This is a genomic window from Microcoleus asticus IPMA8 (assembly GCF_013179805.1).
Classification (GTDB): Bacteria; Cyanobacteriota; Cyanobacteriia; order Cyanobacteriales; family Microcoleaceae; genus Microcoleus; species Microcoleus asticus.
The window spans coordinates 1-20,606 of sequence record NZ_SRRZ01000093.1; the positions used below are offsets into that span (position 1 = coordinate 1).

Annotated in this window: 17 protein-coding genes; 12 read left to right on the plus strand and 5 right to left on the minus strand. The window is 46.3% G+C overall.

Going from position 1 to position 20,606, the window contains the following annotated elements; all coding sequences use genetic code 11:
* Positions 1-161: 161 nt before the first annotated feature.
* The 7 genes from E5S67_RS22095 (at position 162) to E5S67_RS22125 (ending at position 7,868) form a co-directional block, all read left to right on the plus strand.
* Complete coding sequence (locus E5S67_RS22095) at positions 162-431, plus strand: FitA-like ribbon-helix-helix domain-containing protein (RefSeq protein WP_172190524.1); 270 nt, start codon at positions 162-164, stop codon at positions 429-431.
* A gap of 186 nt (positions 432-617) precedes the next feature.
* Positions 618-944, plus strand: coding sequence for a DUF433 domain-containing protein (locus E5S67_RS22100; RefSeq protein WP_172190525.1), 327 nt, complete (start codon positions 618-620; stop codon positions 942-944).
* A 4-nt stretch (positions 945-948) separates the two neighbouring features.
* On the plus strand, positions 949-1,293 hold the full coding sequence (locus E5S67_RS22105; RefSeq protein WP_172190526.1) for a DUF5615 family PIN-like protein: 345 nt from the start codon (positions 949-951) through the stop codon (positions 1,291-1,293).
* 169 nt (positions 1,294-1,462) lie between these two features.
* Entirely contained in the window at positions 1,463-2,380 is a 918-nt protein-coding gene (locus tag E5S67_RS22110) for a hypothetical protein (RefSeq protein ID WP_172190527.1), read from the plus strand.
* 84 nt (positions 2,381-2,464) lie between these two features.
* Entirely contained in the window at positions 2,465-5,440 is a 2,976-nt protein-coding gene (gene pruA, locus E5S67_RS22115) for an L-glutamate gamma-semialdehyde dehydrogenase (RefSeq protein ID WP_172190528.1), read from the plus strand.
* A gap of 123 nt (positions 5,441-5,563) precedes the next feature.
* Complete coding sequence (locus E5S67_RS22120) at positions 5,564-7,237, plus strand: glycosyltransferase family 39 protein (RefSeq protein WP_172190529.1); 1,674 nt, start codon at positions 5,564-5,566, stop codon at positions 7,235-7,237.
* A 151-nt stretch (positions 7,238-7,388) separates the two neighbouring features.
* Positions 7,389-7,868: a hypothetical protein gene (locus E5S67_RS22125; protein ID WP_172190530.1), complete on the plus strand. Its 480-nt coding sequence runs from the start codon at positions 7,389-7,391 to the stop codon at positions 7,866-7,868.
* Positions 7,869-7,999: 131 nt separating this feature from the next.
* Here E5S67_RS22125 and E5S67_RS34105 read toward each other — a convergent pair whose 3' ends face one another.
* Positions 8,000-10,045, minus strand: coding sequence for a S8 family serine peptidase (locus E5S67_RS34105; protein ID WP_172190531.1), 2,046 nt, complete (start codon positions 10,043-10,045; stop codon positions 8,000-8,002).
* 230 nt (positions 10,046-10,275) lie between these two features.
* Between E5S67_RS34105 and E5S67_RS22135 the strand changes: the two genes are divergently transcribed.
* The 4 genes from E5S67_RS22135 to E5S67_RS22150 all read left to right on the plus strand — a co-directional run bounded on the left by E5S67_RS22135 (position 10,276) and on the right by E5S67_RS22150 (position 14,545).
* Positions 10,276-11,337, plus strand: coding sequence for a lysylphosphatidylglycerol synthase domain-containing protein (locus tag E5S67_RS22135; RefSeq protein ID WP_172190532.1), 1,062 nt, complete (start codon positions 10,276-10,278; stop codon positions 11,335-11,337).
* A gap of 310 nt (positions 11,338-11,647) precedes the next feature.
* The gene (locus tag E5S67_RS22140) at positions 11,648-12,205 is read left to right on the plus strand and encodes a DUF1190 domain-containing protein (protein WP_246276918.1); all 558 of its coding nucleotides are present in this window, start codon (positions 11,648-11,650) and stop codon (positions 12,203-12,205) included.
* A gap of 288 nt (positions 12,206-12,493) precedes the next feature.
* Entirely contained in the window at positions 12,494-13,801 is a 1,308-nt protein-coding gene (locus tag E5S67_RS22145; RefSeq protein ID WP_172190534.1) for a glutathionylspermidine synthase family protein, read from the plus strand.
* An 18-nt stretch (positions 13,802-13,819) separates the two neighbouring features.
* Positions 13,820-14,545: a hypothetical protein gene (locus tag E5S67_RS22150; RefSeq protein ID WP_172190535.1), complete on the plus strand. Its 726-nt coding sequence runs from the start codon at positions 13,820-13,822 to the stop codon at positions 14,543-14,545.
* A gap of 147 nt (positions 14,546-14,692) precedes the next feature.
* On the opposite strand, the gene E5S67_RS22155 is transcribed toward E5S67_RS22150, so the two are convergent.
* From E5S67_RS22155 to purM, 4 genes are all read right to left on the minus strand, one after another.
* The gene (locus E5S67_RS22155) at positions 14,693-15,442 is read right to left on the minus strand and encodes an amino acid ABC transporter ATP-binding protein (protein ID WP_172190536.1); all 750 of its coding nucleotides are present in this window, start codon (positions 15,440-15,442) and stop codon (positions 14,693-14,695) included.
* Positions 15,408-16,871, minus strand: coding sequence for an ABC transporter substrate-binding protein/permease (locus tag E5S67_RS22160; RefSeq protein WP_172190537.1), 1,464 nt, complete (start codon positions 16,869-16,871; stop codon positions 15,408-15,410). The genes E5S67_RS22155 and E5S67_RS22160 overlap by 35 nt, the downstream gene beginning before the upstream one ends.
* Before the next feature lie 256 nt (positions 16,872-17,127).
* Positions 17,128-17,493, minus strand: a complete 366-nt coding sequence (locus tag E5S67_RS34545; protein WP_172190538.1) for a carbohydrate porin — start codon at positions 17,491-17,493, stop codon at positions 17,128-17,130.
* Positions 17,494-17,828: 335 nt separating this feature from the next.
* Complete coding sequence (purM, locus tag E5S67_RS22170; RefSeq protein WP_172190539.1) at positions 17,829-18,857, minus strand: phosphoribosylformylglycinamidine cyclo-ligase; 1,029 nt, start codon at positions 18,855-18,857, stop codon at positions 17,829-17,831.
* Between the two features lie 468 nt (positions 18,858-19,325).
* Between purM and E5S67_RS22175 the strand changes: the two genes are divergently transcribed.
* On the plus strand, positions 19,326-20,423 hold the full coding sequence (locus E5S67_RS22175; RefSeq protein ID WP_246276919.1) for a septal ring lytic transglycosylase RlpA family protein: 1,098 nt from the start codon (positions 19,326-19,328) through the stop codon (positions 20,421-20,423).
* Positions 20,424-20,606 lie beyond the last annotated feature (183 nt).

Sequence of the window (20,606 nt, forward strand, 5' to 3'; positions counted from 1 at the left end):
TCAAGCATTCTATTAAGTTATTAATACATTACTTGAAATTTCACGATATTCCCATTCCTGGGGCATTCATACCTTGATTCAGCAACGCCAAAGTAACTATCTCGTAAACCCGCCTTCCTATGCTAATATTTAGGAAAATTATTATGCTAGGAGTTTAACAGATGGCTACCCTGCAAATAGAAAATATACCAGAGGAATTGTACGCGAGACTGCAAGAGTTAGCCGCAGCTCAAAACCGCTCGATTAGCGCGTTTGCGATCGCCATTTTAGAAGCCGAGTTGTCAACAGAGACAAAACCCCTCTCAGGAAAAGGTAAAAAGTCTGTAACAGAACTATTGGCAGAAATCAGCCGTCGTCGCGAGTCTCGTCCGGCGAATATGGGGATGATACTAGATAGTACCGCTTTAATGAGAGAGGAGCGCCACAAATAATATCTTGCACCATTTTTATGAACAGGCAAGATGCCTGTTCCACAAAAGTACCATTTTTATGAACAGGCAAGATGCCTGTTCCACAAAAGTACCATTTTCTTGTCGGGTGGTTTATTTTTACCAGTAAAAAGCTCGTTCGCTATAATATACATACGACATTCCCAGCAGTCAAACCCCTGATTAACTATGACACTAAAAGAATTAGAACCGCAACTGCTTTCCCTGACTCCGCCCGAGAAAGCTCAAGCAATACAGATATTAGCTCAAAGTTTAGCCAACACCTGGCAGGGAATTGAAAAAACTCCCGGTATAGTCGGCGGTAATGCCAGGATTGCAGGGACTAGAATTTCTGTTTGGGGATTGGTAGAGTCTCGTCGATTAGGTGCAACTGATGCTCAACTTTTAGAAGATTATCCGCATCTTAGTGCTAGCGACTTGAAAAATGCCTGGGCTTATGCTGAAGCATTTCCTGACGAGATTGAAGCAGTAATTAAGTTGAACGATATAGACTAATATCATGGCAGGTTTGTATGCAGATGAACAATTCCCTCGGGTAGTAGTTGAATTACTTCGCGCTCTAGGTCACGATGTGCTTACTGTACAAGAAGCGAGTAATGCAAATCTGGGCATTCCTGATGAAGATGTCCTGGCTTTTGCTGTCACAAAGGAACGGGCAGTTTTAACACTCAATCGAATCGATTTTATTCGACTGCACGCTTCACAACCTAATCATGCTGGTATCATTGTCTGCAAAGACGATCAGCAGGACAGACAGAGGATGGCTACACGAATTTCGGAGGCTATTTCTAATGTGGAAACATTGAGAGGAATGCTGGTTCGAGTCAATCGTCCATCTCAATAAATAACAGAGATTTAAAAAGCTGGTAAATTGCGATCGCCCCAGCATACAGATTTCTCGATCGACACGGACGGCATTTTGTCAAGAGCCTTGCCGTATTGGTACAGTGCAGGCGATCGCACCAGTAACGTAAAATGTCTAACAGCGGTCTTTGTAAAATAAATTTAGCCCCATGAGCGACGAACAGGAAAAAAAACAAATTTTGACTCAGCAACCGGAAACAATTTCCACTGCCAGCGATGAGTTCGATCGCAGTGCAATTGACAGGACAGATTCAACTTCCGCACCAGCAGAAACTCCCGCAGAAATTGTCGCGCCCGAAGATATTTCAACGCCAATCGACGAAGCCGAAACAATTCCAATTGCCGCCGATAGCGCGCCGGAAACAACTCAAATTGCAAGTTATCCGGCTTCAACAATTCCAACTGCCAACCCCGATCCCAAACCAGCTCGCTCGTGGCAAATATTAGCAGTTTTTCTCAGCGGAATGTTAGTTGGTTCCGTCCTTAGTCTCGGCAGTTTGCTAGCGTGGAGAATGTATCAGGAAAGAGCGAACCTTCAAATCAAACTACCCGCTGACGTACCCCTCCCCGAAAGCCCTCCGCCTGTCGCAACAGCGCCCGCCAACCGCCGGCCCGGACTTCCCCCTGCCCCTGGAAGAGGACTGCCCGCCACAATCCCTCCGTCGCCCAGTCCCACTCAAATACCCTCTGTGTCTGGCGTTCCGCAACTTGCTTCCCCCTCGCCGTCGTCTTCTCCTTCTCCTTCTCCTTCTCCCGCTGCGGTTGAAACCCCTGTAACTGAGCGAGTTAACTTTCAAGCCGGTGCTACGGGGACTATTCTGAGCAGTAGTTTGCGAGCCAACATATCAAAGCGCTACTTACTGGAGTGCAATAGCGGCCAAAGCATGACAATAAATGTTCAAGAAGGTCAAGTTAGCGCAGCAATTATTGCTCCTAACGGTGAAAATGTAGGTACTGCTGACAGCACAGGTCAGTGGCAAGGTCAACTAGCCAGTAGCGGCGATTATACTATTGAAATTTCAGGCGATCGCCAAGCAAACTACCAAGTTAAAATTGAAGTCAAATAGCAACTATAATTGTATCAGGGGGTAGTTACAAAATACATAAAGTCCCCCTGTAGCTAATTACAAATTACAAATTACTTATTACCAATGATCGCACAAGTATCTGAAAACATCTACGAAGCAAAAACCCAGGAAATTGCCAAAGAAATACTGCGGGTAACTCAAGAGAAAAAGCGCTCTTTTTTCGGTCAACTCCAAGACCAAATGCGCTGGGACGACAAACTGATGGATTGGGCGATGGCCAGCCCCGGACTCCGGGTGCAGTTGTTTCGATTTATTGACTGTTTGCCGGCCCTCCGCAGCAGGCCGGAAATTGCCCGCCACTTGCAAGAATACCTGACCGCCCAAGAGGTAGAATTGCCCGAAGCATTGAAAAAATTGCTCAACTTTGCTAGCCCTGATTCGGTTCCGGGTCAATTGGCGGCGACGACGGTTGCGCCTGCTGTGGAAACTTTGGCGCACAAGTATATTTCTGGGGAAAATATCAAGCAGGTAATTAAAACCTTAGAGCGACTTCGCAAAGATAAAATGGGTTTTACAGTTGACCTTTTGGGGGAAGCTGTCATTACTGAAGCGGAGGCGCAAATTTATCTTAACCGCTATTTGGAATTGATGGAGGAACTCGCGAATGCAGCGAAGAATTGGTCGCAGGTAGATACAATTGATAAAGCTGACGGCGAAACTCTGCCGCGAGTGCAAGTATCGGTAAAGTTAACAGCTTTTTATTCTCAGTTTGACCCGTTGGATGCTAAAGGTAGCGAGGAGAAAGTAAGCGAGAGAATTCGCCTGTTACTGCGCCGCGCGAAGGAGTTGGGAGCTGCTGTTCATTTCGATATGGAACAGTATGCCTACAAAAGTTTAACTCTGACAATTCTCAAAGACTTATTGTTGGAAGAAGAGTTTCGCAGTCGCACGGATATTGGAATTACACTGCAAGCATATTTGCGCGATAGTGCCCAAGATTTGCGAAACCTGATTTCCTGGGCAAAAAAACGCGGAAATCCGGTAACAGTGCGGCTGGTAAAAGGCGCTTACTGGGATCAGGAAACTATCAAAGCGATGCAGAAAGATTGGCCGCAGCCGGTCTACAATGACAAAGTTGCTACCGATGCCAATTTCGAGCAGATGACGCAGTTGCTGCTCGAAAATCACGAATATTTGTATGCAGCTATTGGCAGTCATAATGTACGATCGCAAGCGAGGGCGATCGCCATTGCCGAAACTCTCAATATACCGCGCCGCCGCTTTGAAATGCAAGTCCTGTATGGCATGGGCGACAAATTGGCTAAGCTTTTGGTCGATCGGGGTTATCGCGTTCGAGTCTACTGCCCCTACGGCGATTTGCTGCCGGGAATGGCTTATTTGATCCGCCGCTTGCTGGAAAATACCGCCAACAGTTCTTTCATCCGGCAAAGTTCCGAAGAAATGCCGATCGAACAATTGTTAGCCGCACCAGTTGCTAACGGAAATGACCAGCTAGTTTACAGCAAAGTATTTCCCAACGTTGCCGATACCGACTACGCCAATACCAAATTGCGGCAACAAGCAGAAACAGCCATCAAATCAGTGCGCGCCAACTTAGGTAAAACCTATTTACCGCTAATCGATGGCGAGTACCAAAATACTGAAGCAACAGTTAACTCTCTCAACCCTTCCAATCCTACAGAAGTAGTCGGCAAAATCGGATTGCTTTCCGAAGAACAGGCAAAACAAGCCCTTGAAGCAGCAAAATCAGCCTCCACCAGTTGGCGAAAAACCCCCGTTCGACAGCGCGCCGGCGTCCTCCGCAAAGCAGCAGAATTGATGGAACAGCGGCGGCACGAACTGTCAGCTTGGATGGTGTTTGAAGTTGGCAAACCCGTCAGAGAATGCGATGCCGAAGTTTCCGAAGCAATTGATTTTTGCCGCTACTACGCCGACGAAATGGAACGGTTGGAACAAGGAAAAAATTACGACGTAGCCGGAGAAACCAACCGCTACAGCTATCAGCCGCGCGGCATTTCTTTAATCATTTCCCCTTGGAATTTTCCCCTCGCAATTCCTGTGGGAATGACAGTTGCATCGCTGGTGGCAGGGAATTGTACTTTGCTCAAACCTGCGGAAGTTTCCTCAGTAATTGCAGCAAAAATCACAGAAATTTTGCTAGAAGCTGGCATTCCCAAAGGCGTATTTCAATACGTGCCTTGCAAAGGTTCAACCGTCGGCGCTTACATGGTGAAACACCCTGACGTTCACATGATTACTTTCACCGGTTCTCAGGAAGTTGGCTGTCAGATTTATGCCGATGCTGCGATTTTGCAGCCTGGACAAAAACACCTGAAACGAGTAATTGCGGAAATGGGCGGTAAGAATGCAATTATTGTCGATGAAAGTGCGGATTTAGACCAAGCAGTTGCAGGCGTAGTTTATTCGGCATTTGGCTACAGCGGCCAAAAATGTTCCGCTTGTTCGCGAGTAATTGTGGTCGAATCGGTGTACGATAATTTTGTGGCAAGATTGGTAGAAGCGACGCGATCGCTCAATGTCGGCGCAGCAGAAAATCCCGGCACTCAAGTCGGCCCTGTGATCGATGCAAATGCCCATTCGCGCATCCGCGAATACATCGAAACAGGCCGCGCCGAAGCTAAAATAGCTTTAGAAATGCCGGCACCGGAAACCGGTTATTTTGTCGGCCCAGTCATTGTTACGGAAGTATCGCCCACAGCAACTATCGCCCAAGAAGAAATTTTCGGCCCGGTTTTGTCGGTGATTCGGGCAAAGAATTTCAGCGAAGCGATTGTTATTGCTAACGGTACGAATTTTGCTTTAACCGGCGGATTGTATTCTCGCACGCCTTCGCATATCGATCGAGCCGCATCCGATTTTGAAGTCGGAAATCTGTACATCAATCGCGGAATTACTGGCGCTGTGGTATCGCGGCAACCCTTCGGAGGATTCAAACTTTCGGGAGTTGGTTCTAAAGCTGGCGGTCCGGATTATTTGCTGCAATTTCTCGAACCCCGCACCATAACTGAAAATATTCAGCGGCAGGGTTTTGCACCGATTGAAGGAGTGGATGATTAATCATTCCTTTGTTGGCAGTGAGGACTGAAGTCCTCACTTTGGCTGTTAAGTTGGTAGGGTGCGCATTGCGCACCTTACTGTGGGGTAACAGAAAAAATTTCTGCGATATGAGCTAGTTATAAAATGGAATCTACCAAAGATCGCGATCGGCTAAATTTTCAAAACCCTTCACTTGACAAGTGGCTGCGATTTTTAATTATAGCCGTATTAGTCATCGGTATTTTATTTCGCTTCGCCAATCTCGATCGCAAATTTTACTGGCTCGACGAAACATATACTTCTTTGAGAGTTTCTGGCTACACCGAAGCCGAAATAATCAAACAAATTTCCTACCAGAAAATAACCTCGCCTGCGGATTTACAAAAATATCAGCAGATAAATTCCGAAAAAACTTTAAGCGATACCCTGAATTCTTTAGCAACAGAAGACCCCCAACACCCGCCGCTGTATTACGTACTAGCGCGATATTGGGCGCAGTGGTTCGGCAGTTCCGTTGCAGCAATGAGAAGTTTGGCCGCCGTCCTTAGCTTGTTAGTCTTTCCCGCAATTTATTGGCTGGCTTGGGAGTTATTTGAATCTTCAACAGTGGCGTGGATGGCGATCGCAATTTTCGCAATTTCTCCCTACCACATCTTGTTTGCCCAAGAAGCAAGACAGTACAGTTTGTGGACAGTAACTACTATTTTATCCAGTGCAGCCTTGCTGCGAGCAATGCGCTCTGACGAAAATCAAAATCCTGTCGCCCTCGTTCTTTCCTGGGCGCTTTATGCAGGCACAGCAACACTGGGATTGTACACCCACTTGTTATTTGTCTGCGTCGCCGCCGCCCACGCAATCTACGTCGCAGTCATTGCCAACTGGCGCGATGTTAAAACATTCATTGCCTATTATGTAGCAGCTTTAATCGCCTTAATCGGCTTCATGCCTTCCCTGATAAATACTGTAGAAAACTTCAATCAAATTAGAAGCACAACAGCATGGGCAGAACAGACCAATTTCTTAAGATTAGTCAGCAGGTGGATTGGTTCCGTCACCATAGCATTTTTTGATATTGGCATTGATGGAACTGCCAACGCCACACAACTAGCCTTGCTAATTCCCGTTGGCATAATGATTTTAGCTTTAGTCGGCTATGCCCTTTATTTTCTGTGCCGACATACACCAAAGCGAGTGTGGTTGATAGTATTGTTATTAATTGCAACAACAGCTTTGTTTTTAGCAGTACCTGATATAATGAAAGGTGGGAGGCGATCGGCAAATCCGCGATATTTAGTTCCTTGTTATGTGGGAATTCAGCTAGCAGTGGCTTACCTACTGTCTGCGAAAATTAGTAACAATTTGGATAACTTCAAACAGCAAAAACTGTGGAGAATAGTCATAGTTGCACTGTTTGCCGCAGGTCTTATATCCGGTGGAGTTAGTTCTCAAAGAGAGACTTGGTGGAATAAAGGCAGCGGCTGGCTTCGAGCCGAATTACAAGTAGCTGAGACTGTAAATCAAGCCAGCAATCCCCTAATTATCAGCGATGCCCCGATCGCATATATGATGCCTTTAAGTTATCACCTTAAACCAAAAGTCAAACTGCTAATAGAACCCCGCTGTTACACTTCTTGCTACAAAAATCGAAAATTGGCACTTAAAAAACCGCAACCCTCTAAAATTCCCGATGGTTTCAGCGAGTTGTTTTTATACAGACCGTCCTCAACTTTGCGATCGGCAATTCAGCAACAAAACTATCAAATAGAGCCGGCTGACGCTAATGTTGACCTCAAACTCTGGAAAATTACCAAAAAATAACCTAAAAAATTAATGTAAAAAATGTCTTATTCACCGAGACATACTGCCCAGAAAAGGGGTTGTTGGAAGTATGTCGCAAGTAGAGTTCAATAGGGTTGTTTTCGCGTTAAGCTAGAAGTTAAGAAGCAAAAAATAACATAAAAAATCTACAATGACAGTCACTGAAACCTCTAATATTCGCAAACTGCTGTGCGATCCAGACTTAGGGCTAATTCCTCACCTAGAAAAGTGCCTGAAAGATTTGCATTCATCTGCGATCGCCAGCGGAGAGAAATTCAAGGTCGAACCTTATGATATAGAACTCAAAAGCTGCCACACCCAGAAACATCCCAACGACCAAAAACCCATCGTCACTCAGTCAGTGTTAATAAAAATCCCGCTGACAGGGAAAGTTGAAGACAAGATGCAACTATATCTGATTGCAACTGAGTTGCAAAACCAAATCGACATCAAAATTATCGACTGGAGTGCCTTAGAACGCCGCCAATACGACATTCAGGGCATCCCCTTAAAGCAGCCCATCACCAAAATAGACGGCGAGATGAATTACGACTTAGTATTCGATCGACCAAACTACTGCTGCATCACCCTGTGCCGCCAATTTGACTTAAGTTACGCCGCCAATTTTTAATACCAATTCCCAAAAGTAGGGACACGGCAATGCCGTGTCCGACGCGGGGAGTAGGACACGGCATTGCGTGTCCCTACTGTTAATAATTGGTATAAGATTGAGAATTGTAGATCGATCGCACAAAATCAAATTCAAACAGCTCGATTGGCAGTTTCCGCAAGAATCCTCTTAATTTCAGCAGGAGTCAGATTCGGATTAGCTTGCAACATCAAAGCTATCACCCCAGCTACCTGCGGCACAGCCATTGAAGTACCCGCAAAATATTGATAGGGAATCCCCGGTTCAGAAAGCGGCACAGTTGAATAAACGTCACCAGAATCAGCCCTGCCACCGTCGCCGCCCGGAGCAACAAAATAATTAATTGCCTGCGCACCCGCCCGGTTAGAATAATCTGCAAACAAGCCGTTCCGGCTAACACCACCGACAGCAATTCCTACCTCATTGGCAAACCTAGCCGGATAATCCACCTCCGGGCGAGCATCATTTCCCGCCGCCGAAATCACGATCGCCCCTTGAGCTTCAGCGACTCGAATAGCATCCAATTCTTCTTCATTCAACTGGAGACCGCCCAAACTCACATTAATTATCTTGGCTCCATTTGCCACCGCATAATTAATCGCATTAATTTCATCCCTAATTTTCCCCACCCCCTCCTGATCGAGTATTTTCACAGGCATAATCTTCGCAGTTGGAGCCGTTCCAGTAATCCCAACCCCATCTTTTTTCGCAGCAACTAAACCCGATATATGAGTGCCGTGACTGTTATCATCCATCGGGTCATTATCGCTGTTGACAAAATCCCATCCTCGGAAATCGTCAACAAAGCCATTGTTGTCATCATCAACCCCGTTGCTAGCTTTATTGCGACCGGTCACGTCAACACCGCTTTCTCCCGCATTGCTCCAAATATTCCCCGTCAAATCCGGGTGATTGTAGTCAACTCCGCTGTCAATAACTGCCACCACAATTCCGTCTCCAGTAAAACCCTGGGCCCAAACTTCTGGAGCTTTAATTAAATCTCTGCCCCACTCGTCGCCGCCCAAGTCGGGAACATCAGGAAAAGTTGCAGTTCCTTGAGCTTTAGCAACTGCCGCCGCTGCATTCACCAAACCGAACCCAAAACGAGAGTCAAAACCCTGCAAGTTGCTCGGATTGTTAGGAGAAACAGTTGCAGGAGTTGCAGACAGATTTAGGTTAAAGTTTGTACTGCCTTGGTATTGATAAACTCGGACAAAGTAAGTGCCTGCTGCCAAAGCGTTGAGGTCGATCGACTCCGGCGATAAATCCGGTTCTTGAGAAGCAGCAATAATATCGGTAAAGTCAATAGAATTGTCGCCGTTGATATCTTTAATCACAGCAACGTCAACATCCGCCGTCAAACCGCTGACAGTTAATTTAAAGTCGCTAGTTGCAGGCAAAGTAAAGCGGTAAAGGCCGTCTGGCCGGGCGTTGCTAACCGAGTCTGCGATCGTTTGAGTGCCGGCCAAAACGCCTAAATCGCGAGCTTGATCCAGTTGGTTGCCCAATACGGTAGTTGCAGAGATGAATGTATTGGCAAGGTCTTGTGGAGATGCGTTGGCTACCAAGCCTAAAATAGCATTGGATTGGCGAATTTTAATTAATGTATTGGAAATACCCGGGGCGATCGAGATTTCTTCGAGAATCAAGTCAGCTTCGGTAAGATTGTCAGTCAGTCCGATCGAATCCACAAAACTGTTAAAGTCAGTAATAATGTCTGCTGCCGCCGGATCGGAGACTGCGGAGTTGCTGCGGAGGACAAAGGTATCTGGGCCCAAACCCCCTGTCAGCGTATCTTTGCCCCCATCGCCCACTAAAACGTCGCTGCCGCCACCGCCGTTGAGGCCGTCCTCTCCCTTACCTCCCTGCAAGGTATCGCTGCCGCCATCGCCAAACAGAATGTCGCTGTTGACACCGCCGTTTAGCAAATCGTTGTCCGCACCCCCGAACAGGGTATCGGAATTGCCACCGCCGAGAATGCGATCGTTACCATTATCACCGCTGATGCGATCGGCATCCGACGCACCCACAATAAAATCGTTGCCTTCGAGGGCAAAAAGTCCGTTAGGATAAGGAGTCAAAAAGCCTGGTGTTAAAGTTAAACTATTGGGGCTATCGTCTAAAAGATACGAAAGACCATCAGAAGTCGGGCCGACCATAAAAATATACTCCTTAAATACGAGTTCTCTAAATTTTAAAGTTTAAATATCAATAGTCGGGACAAAATTTCGATATGAGGTGCTGGTAAACGAGAAAATGCGGGTTCCAGGGTTCAAGCGGGAACGAAATATCAATGCTTCCAACGTTCAAAAAAAACAGTCTGGAGTATTGAAATATGAAATAGTGGTTAAGAAAGCAGTCATCCCAAATCCAAAATCGGGATCGGAAAATGGGAAAACAACACTTGCATCGAATTCAGAATTTTTTAAATCTCGCGAAATCGCATTTAAAGCCTTATTTGCGCTATGTGATTTTGGGCGGGACGTTTTTATTTATTGCCAAAGCTTTTTTAACTCACTGGCGAGAAGTCGCGAATATCCAAATTCGAGCCGAAAGTTTTCCGTTGCTGGCGATGGCTCTTGGCATCACTTTATTTTCTCTAATTTTTGTCGGCTGGGTGTGGATGTTGATTTTGCGGGAATTCCGCCAACCTGTAACTGCCGCGTGGGCAATTCAAGTTTTTCTCAAAACTAATATTGCCAAGTATTTACCGGGGAATATTTGGCATTTTTGGGGTCGAATATTGGACGCGAAAAAGGCAGGTATTTTTCCGAAAGCTGCTACTCTCAGCGTATTGCTGGAACCGCTGCTGATGGCTTCTGCTGGCGTGCTGATTGGGTTGATTTGTTTTGACAAATTCAATTGGTTTTTGCGGATTGTCGGTTGTGCTGCTATTTTGACGGCGATTCATCCCCGAATTTTAAATCCGATCGTTCTGTTTGTAGAGCGGTTGAAGTTATCAAAGAATAATGGGGAAAATTCAAAGACTGGGGAGGCTGCGGGGGAGGAACTAAATTTTCCTACAGAGTCTACTTCAAATATAGCTAAAAAAACATCGAATGTCAAGTCCCGCCGCAAAATTAATTTGCCAATAAAACGCTATCCTTTAGTGCCGTTAATCGGACAAATGTGTTTTATCGGATTGCGGGGCTGCGGTTTTTTGCTAACTGTAACGGCTTTAACTCCGGTGAACTTTAGCAATATTCCCAACTTGTTCGGTGCTTTTTGTTTTGCGTTTGTTGTCGGTTTAGTCGTACCCGGAGCACCGGGGGGAATGGGAGTATTTGAAGCAACGGCGATCGCCCTGTTGTCCGATCGCTTTTCTACGGGTATAATTCTGGGTGCCGTGGCTTTGTATCGGATAATTAGCATTCTGGCGGATGTTTCCGGTGCTGCTTTGGCAAAGCTCGATCGCCAGCGAAATCAGCGCAGTAAAAAAAGGCGAATTTGAAATAAAATATTTGAGTAATATAATTTGCTGCGTTCGAGTAATCCCTGAATCGGGCAATGTAGTAAAAGCTATAATCAAAGTCGTGAGTGCCAACTCACAGACTTAGGTAAATTACTTGAACTTGGGCTGACCGTGTAAATCCAATCATCTCATTGGCAGCAAATTCATCACATTCCAGGTTCTTTGAAATAATGACTCTAACCTTCGGTTAGCCATGACTCATCACAACAATCGAACGACAACAATTCGTTACCTTCTAATTACATCAGGTGTACTGGGGATCAGTGGATTAGGCTATCTTGCTTATACCATGTTGCGCCAGCCCAAAGAAGTACGCTACTACGCATCCGAACAGCAATGTATTGTAGATGCGACGAACCAAAGCAACGGGTTCACCAAAGAGCAGTGTCAGGCCCAGTTCCGGTACGCAATGCAGGAATACGAACGCATTACGCCCGTGTATCGCACGCAGCCAGAATGCCAAGAAGACACAGCAAGCATTTGCTCGCAGGTATCGAATTCCAGCGTTGCTACCCCCGGATGGCGACCAGAGTTCGGCGGCTTCTATTTCACCGATGATGTCGATGATGATGCCCCTCCAACAGTGGTCAATGGCGGCTCCAGCGGCTCCTACAGGGTTTATCCAGTGCAACCCGTTTACCGCTCCAACATCGGAATTGTAACTCCAGATAGAACCCAGATTACTCGTCCCCTACAGGGCATACCGCTAGATTCTCCCTACTTTTCCTCCAGTCGCGACACCCCAAATCGCCCCCCAGGCCACGCAGCTCGGGGAACCATCAAGGGACGAGGGAGCTTTGGTACTTCTGTCCGCTCCACGGCTCCTTTGGGAAGCGGAGGGAAGTGACATCGATTCCGGTTGCACTCCTTATCATTGTTGACTGTTGACTGTTGACTGTTGACTGTAGAAGGAGGGGTCAAAAAAATGAAAATTGCGCGAATTATTTGTTGGCATCGGGATTCGACTTTACGCCTGACTTAGAAGCGCGGATTTGATATCATTCCGTCGCAGCCGGAATTGATATGATGCAAGCATTTTTGAGTGGCGATTCATCCCACAACTATTTTTTCTCTAGTTCTTTTCTCTGTTTTTGTAGCTCATTGAGTTCCACACCACTAGCAAGGCGCTTCAACCATGTATCCCTTTTTGTTTCAGCGACGACGCAACTGGCAGCAGCACGTATTAGATAACGCCTACCAATGTCAGCCTCTTGCAGACATCAACCAACGCTACTGGGCAGAAGCCTTAGACCGTCCCTTTGGGGTGATGTTTTCGCGCCAGGAAGAGGCGAGCATCTGGGATGCTACTGAGGCTCTTTGGGATATGTGTCGGGAGTTTTTGGACTGGTTTTTCACCGCTGATGGCCTAGAAAATCGGATGAAAAAACTCGCTATTCCCCCTGCTTTCTGGGAAGCAATTCAGGTTTCGTGGGATCGGGTTGACGAAGCAGAAGATATGTCTCTTTATACCCGTTTCGATCTTGCCGTCACTGAAGATGGAAAAATTAGCCTTTTAGAAATCAACGGCGAAACTCCTCTCTTGGGTGCAGAAACAGTCTATCAATGGCTGTGGTTAGATGACATGAAAAAACCAAGCCGAGATTTGCGATCGCTTCCCAACGATGCCAATCAGTTCAACAACTTTTGGGACGAAGTTGCGGGTCGATTCCGCACTCTAAGTCGTTATTATGATTTAAAGCAGTTCGGCCTGAGCTTGTTAATTGACGAGCATCTGTCAGAAGATACCGAGATGGCAGGACAACTGGTCGAAATTATTAATCAAGAATTGGGAAACGATCGCTTTTTCACCCAACTTGTAGGATTGCGCAACCATCTGGGCGTGGATGAAGAAGGATTTTTTGTCGATCAATTCAATAATCGGATATTGCGGCTGTGGAAAATTGTCGATTGGCTGGATTTGCAAATCGCAAGCGAATCTTTTAACGCCGATGAAGCCCTAGCATCGCGCCTGATAGCAGGGGACGTGAAAATCATTGAACCGCTGTGGAAACAGATTTTAAGCAATAAAGGATCGATGGTGTGGATGTGGGAATTATTTGGCAACCACCCAGTGTACGCTCAATTCTTGCTACCCACTTTCTTCACAGATACTATCTCGCTCGAATCCACAGCATTACTGACCCAAATGCACGTCAAAAAGCCCCTCGTCGGTCTAGAAGGTGTTGGGGTTTCTATTGAAACAGGCGATTTTGTTGCCGGAGCCGTTCATACCCGCGAGGCGATGGGCTACGATCGCGAAGGATTCATTATTCAGTCCTATCAACCCTTGCCCGAATATTTTGGCTACCACTTCGTCGTAGGTTCCTGGATTGTCGGCGATACTCCATCCGGCATCGTATTGCGCGGAGATACCAATCCGATCACCGGACGACATTGCTTAATCGTTCCGCATATCGTGAGCGATCGTCTGGTGAATACTTAAATTATAATCAGAAAAACTATGAAATTACAAACTCATGATGTCCGGGGAATTCCGATTCTTAGCAGTGAGTGGAGTGTAGATGAATTTATTGCCGATGAGTTTAAAATTCCCGAAGTCGCGCCTACAATTCAAGCTGGATTTATGGATCTCCTGAGCCGAGATGTGTTCTCTGAGGGAGACAGTCAGCCACTCTACGAGCATCTGCTATCTCGCAGTTCGGAGTTCTCGTTAGAATTCATGAGTGCGATCGAACTTTGGCTGCAAGACGAATTACGGCACTACGTTGCTCTACGTAAGGTCTATCACATGGTATCAGGTTTGTCCCCAGAGGCGATCGACCAAAAAAACGAGAGTCGGGTGCATGAACTCGAACCGATCTCGTTTCTGATTGAGAACGAATTCACCATTCTAGTTGGTTTAATGTTTGACGAAATGGGTTCCGTGTGGTCTTATCACCGGGATATTAAGGAATTCTACCAACACTATGGGAGGGGCTTTGCTCGCGTAGGACATTTGGTCACGCAGGATGAGGGGCGGCATTTTAGGAATGCTGCGACTCTCATCCAACATCGCCATCCCGACAAAATCGATCGCATCGAACCCTTATTAGAAAAGATTAGCGAAATGGAAGCCGATCTTGCTTATTATCCCAAGACTTTCTTTCTCGATCACGCTCAGGAAAGACACCGCTTTCCGAAAGATTTTAATACCCAGGTGATTCAAAGAATTCTCTCTTTTTTCTAACAGAATTACCAAGTTAATCCTCGGATCAACATTATTATACTTTCCGTGGCGATCGAGCATCTCAAACTGACCCACCCTAACGCAACTTTCTCTTTCTCCTCTAACTCTCTCTGTGTCCTCTGCGGTTAAAAACTCTAATTATATGAATTAAAGCATTTTTTCCAGAAATTGCTTGGCGCGATCGCACTTCGGGTTACTAAAAAACTCCTGCGGTGGCACATCTTCCGCCACCTTTCCGCCATCCAAAAACAAAATCCGGTGGGCGACTTCCCGCGCAAAACCCATCTCGTGAGTTACAATTGCCATTGTAATTCCAGTTTTAGTCAAAGCTTTCATCACATCTAACACTTCTTTAACCATTTCTGGATCGAGTGCAGAAGTCGGTTCGTCCATCAACAAAATTTCCGGTTCCATAGCCAAACAGCGGGCGATCGCCACCCGCTGTTTTTGTCCCCCCGAAAGCTTAGAAGGATAAACCTCGGCCTTATCTGACAAACCCACTTTTTCCAGCAATTCTAACCCCTTGAGACGCGCCTCATCCTTAGCCACCTGCTTCACCTTTACAGGGGCATACATCACATTTTGCAGCACATTCATGTGGGGGAACAAGTGGAAATGCTGAAAAACCATCCCCACTTTCTGGCGGATTTTCAGAATATCTACCTTCGGCAAAGTAATATCCACTCCGTCAATGTATATGTGTCCCGAAGTCGGAATTTCCAGTAAATTCAAACACCGCAAAAAAGTAGACTTGCCGCACCCCGAAGGGCCGATAATGGCAATAACTTCTCCTTTATGAATCTCAGTAGTTATCTCGCGCAAAACCTTCAGATTGCCAAAAGATTTATACAGGCGATCGACTTTAACTGCTAGTTTGGAGTCTGCGTTCGAGTACATTGGCCCCCCAAGTTAAACTAAGCACCATCAAATAATAAATTGCGCCGACAAATATCAAAGGTTCAAAGTAAATATACTTTTCTGCTCCCACAATTGTAGCGCGGCGCAGCAAGTCTTCTACGCCAATTACTGAAACTAAAGCTGAATCCTTCAGCAAAGCAATACTTTCATTCACCAATGCAGGCAAAATATTTTTCAACGCTTGCGGCAAGATAATATCGCCCATCATCAGTTTGTAGGGAACGCCAAGGGATTCTGCGGCTTCTTTTTGACCTTTATCTACGGCTTGAATTCCCGCGCGGATCGTTTCGGAAATGTAAGCCCCAGAATTCAGGAAAAAAGTAATCACGCCAGCTTGCAGCGCCGATATATTATAGCCCGTAAGCTGCGGCGTTGCAAAATAAACTAAAGTCAACTGCAAAATTAGCGGTGTTCCGCGAAAAATTGAGGTGTAAGCAGTGGCAAACCAGAACAGCGGTTTAATGCTAGAAATCTTAAACAGGGAGAGGACAATTCCCCAGATAAACCCGAGAAATGCCGACAGCAAGGTAAAAGTTAGCGTTACCCCAAGCCCGGACAAAATATAAGGCAAACTCGGCACGATTTTGCCAAAATCTAACCCGAACTTGGGCGCTACCGGAGGCTGATTTGCTTGAGCAGTTTCTTGTGGAATTGGTCGAGAAAACCACTTAGTAGCTAGTTCCTTAATTTGACCGCTGGCTTTCATTTGCTGGAGGACTCGGTTGAATTCGGGAACTAATCTCGAACCTTTGCCAAAGGCGATCGCCGAACCGCTTTCTTCAGTATTCGGGATTGTGTTAAATTCCAAGTCCGGGTTCGCTGCTGCATAACCCGTAGCGACAGTATCCTCGATCACTCCTGCGGCGATGCGGTTCGATTTAATTTCTTGAATGATGTCAGGAATCCTATTGAGAGCAGCCAGTTGCACCCCGGGCATTTTTTTCACAGCTTCCTGCTGAATGCTTCCGAGTTGAACGCCTACTTTTTTCCCGGCTAAATCTTCAGCTTTGGTCAAATTGCTGCCTTTATTGGCGACAATTGTATTTTGAGCTTCGTAGTAAAGGTCAGAAAAATTAACATTTTTTTTCCTTTCTGCTGTGGGAGTCATTCCAGCCATCACAAAATCGGCTCTTCCCGCCTGCAAAGCGGGAATTAAGCCGTTAAAATCCATGCCAACTACTTTCAGTTCGTAGCCTAATTTTTTAGTAATATATTTGGCAATATCGATGTCAAAACCGATAATTTCGTTGCCGCTAACAGCCGTATCTTTAAATTCATAGGGCGGGTAGTCTGGGGAAGTCGCCAGTGTTAAAGTCTTGTTGGCTTGGGCGTAACTGGCGATCGCGATTAAACAAAAGGCGATCGCGATCGCCGCCGCCAGCATTGATTTTAATTTTAAACGTTTCATATCGAACATTGTCCTAAAAAATCCCCTCGCCACCAAAACATACCACAAATCGGAATCAAGCCATCCTTGTAAAGGAAGATATAAACCTGGGCGCACTGGTTGTCACAAACCGGGTTTGATGGACAAAACAACTGCATAATTAGCCTTTTATAAGGGTAAAACACGGGTTATAAAAGTATTGATGAGTCCCCGAATAAAGATAGATAATTGTGCAACTCTTTTATATTTAAAAAATAGTTGCACAATTTTTAACATTTTAGAAAGTAAAGCTTGTGCGCCAAACTCCGACCAATGTTGTACCGTTTTCCTTGTTGCGATCCATATTTGTCATCATATAAACTCCCAGCGTAACGCTGATAAAGTCGCTGACTTGGATGCGGTACAGAGCTTCTACGTTCACAGAAGTAGCATTATCTTTGTTTTTTTTAATATCGAGGGTGATTTGAGAGTTGCCATCCCCGTCAAAGTTGGTGCGAGTCATGGGAGTGGCGGTAGGGCGATCGTACCGATCGTTGTTTCTTGCTTGCAACCGCGTTCTCAAAGCATCAGTTCCAGTAAAGCTAGTATCGAAATTCAACCGCACCCAATAGCCCAAGTTGCCAGTAGTTTTGTCATCACCCACAGCTTATTTAACAGCCTGTTCTACTTTTGGGCGATCGGCCAACACCACAAACTCAATGCCCATATTAAAAGTCACGAATACAAACTAAAGTTGGTGAAGGTATTGTTCAATAAACTGAGTTTCTTAAAATATTGTTGAAAAATCCGCCCTAAAAAGAAACTATTACCTATTGACTTTTTGGGAATTATTGTGGTATATTTTAGATAATGGAAGTAGTACCTTAAATTTAAATTTTGCTACCACTTCCATTATTTAATTGTACTTTATTGAATGCTTAGAGTCAAGCTTTTAACCCTAAAAAAAAAAGATTTTTTTTTAGATTCATTCAATTAAAATTAATCGAAGCCCATTATCAATTCTCCGTTACCCTCAATTACTTCGCCGATCGCCCAAGCACCAATTCCCTGAGATTCAAACCATTTAACAGCCTGTTCTACTTCCCTGGGAGCAACCAACAGCACAAACCCAATCCCCATATTAAAAGTATTGAACATATCTGCTGTAGCAACTTGGCCCGCTTCAGCAATCCACTGGAAAATCGGCAATTTTGACCAGCTATTGCTGTCAATTTTCACAGATTGATTGGCTCCCAAACAGCGGGGCAAATTTTCCGGCAAACCGCCGCCCGTAATGTGAGCCATGCCGTGAATTTCTAAACCGCTCTTAATTGCTTCGAGGACTGGTTTAACATAAATTGTAGTCGGAGTTAACAACACTTCTCCTAAACTTTTGCCTCCTAATTTTTCGGGTTGGGAATGCCAATCAAAACCCCAATTGCCCGCAATTTTTCTCACCAAACTAAAACCGTTGCTGTGCACGCCCGAACTCGCCAGCCCCACAGCCACATCTCCCACCCGCACCCGCGAACCGTCCAACAATTTGCTCTTTTCGACAATTCCCACGCAAAAGCCCGCCAAATCGTACTCTCCCGCTTGGTAAAAACCGGGCATTTCTGCCGTTTCCCCTCCGAGCAAAGCACAGCCCGCTTGCTTGCAACCGTCAGCAATCCCGGCCACCACCGCAGCTAATTGTTCGGGATTTAACTTTCCCGTCGCCAAATAATCGAGAAAAAAGAGGGGTTCGGCCCCGGATGTCAGTACGTCGTTGACGCACATGGCCACCAAGTCGATACCTACCGTGTCGTGCCGATCGAGATTGTGGGCTAATTTCAACTTAGTCCCAACGCCGTCAGTACCCGAAACCATCACCGGCTCTTTTAAACCCTCCGGGACGCTGAAAAAACCGCTAAACCCGCCGAATCCGCCCAAAACACCCGATCGGTGCGTGCTCTTGACCATACTCCCGATGCGCGAGACAAAAGCTCTGCCCGCCTCAACATCCACACCTGCTTCTCGATAATCCATAAGTCCGCCAAATCGATTTCTAATTTTTAGTTTATTCCCATAACAGTTGACAAACAGCTTTTTTAACACTAGCCATTTGGCAGCCCACAAAAAACAATAAATTTGTGTAAAATTTTGTAAATTTTTCAGGAATGGCTGAAACGGCTGTAAGCACTAGAACTAAAGGATTTTATGATATAGAGTTCTGAGAAAATTTAATGAAGATTTGGTGAAAATCGCGATCGCAGCGATCCCCAACCGCAAAAGTTTGTGGTAGTCTGTTGCAGTTCGTGAACAAAACACAAATTGCGAATCGAGTATGAGTTGTCAAGTGTCAGGGAAATTTCAGCCAAATTTATTTTGGGCTGAAGCATTAAAGCAAAAACGCACCCCGATACTTTGCTTTGACTCACGGGGGAATGGCGAAGGGCAAGAGAGAAATCCTTGACGCCCGCCGCCAAACGGCCAATCCTCCAATCTCGGTTGGCAATGGCTCTTCACAAAAATGGACGTATGAAGGAAAAATTTGTTGGTGCTCTACTCGCTGTCCTGTTAGTTCCTGTGGTAGGAACGGCATCCTCTTGTCACGCACAAGCAACAGGTGCCGGCAAGCAAAACTCTCAGGCTTCTAAGCAAGTAATTTCCACCGAACCGTCCCCGCAGTTAAACGCGACTCGGGTCGAAGCACAAAAAGTCGGACAGTATCAGTACCAAGCAAGAGCTGACATTGACCGAGACTCGATCGCCAAAATTCAGCCCCACGACTTGGACGGGCGACCAGCAGCGACAGTCTACGTGCGAAACATTCCAGTCATCACCTTTGTGAACGCCAGTCCGGAAAAAAACACGCTTTTGGGAGAAACTGGCGACAGCAAAGCCGGTGCTAGCAGTCAGATGCAAGTAGCGGGCGCCAAAGAAAATCCCAAAGTTGGAAACATTGCCAACAACGACCGCATCCAAGAACCCGATCCCGTGTGGCGGGCATCGAGCTTAGCAGCAAGACTCAACCAGCTAGCCCGCAACAACATCGATCCGAACAGCATTACCGTTAAGTGGGAAAAAGGCGATCGCTACATTATCCAGGCAAACGGTGAGGACTTGGTAAACATCAACGCCGAAACCATGCTCCCAGACACCACCAGCGACTTTAGCCGAGACGCCCTGCAAGCAACCAATCGCCTCCGCCGCCTTCTGGGCAACGCCCCACCCCTGCAAGAAGTCGCAGGAAAACCCCAGCCAGAATCCCCCGTGCTGTCTCTGGGCCCAGTTCAAGTGCGCCTCAGCGGCTGGGCTTCCTGGTACGGCCCGGGATTTGACGGCAACCTCAGCGCCAGCGGCGAGCGTTTCAATCAAAATGATTTGACCGCAGCCCACCGCCACTTGCCCTTCGGAACTAGAGTCATGGTGAGAAACCTCGACAACGGCCGCACCGTAGTCGTCCGCATTAATGACCGCGGCCCCTATGTGGGCGATCGGCTCATTGACTTGTCCGCCGGCGCCGCCAGCGTGCTGGGAATGATGAGCAGCGGCGTTGCGAGAGTGGAAATCGAAGTGATCGAACCGCAGCAAACAACAGTTGGACGCTGAACGGTACTCTAAGGCAGAATACAAAATTTATCCGAAGTGTAGAAGGCAGAAACTAGAATAAAACTCACATCTTACACTCGTCGCCATAGTCCCGCTCTCTTGTACGCGAGCTTGTTGCTAACATCGGTGCAAGAGGTCAGATCGAACAAATTCTGACAAATAAATTCTGTATTCTGCCGAATG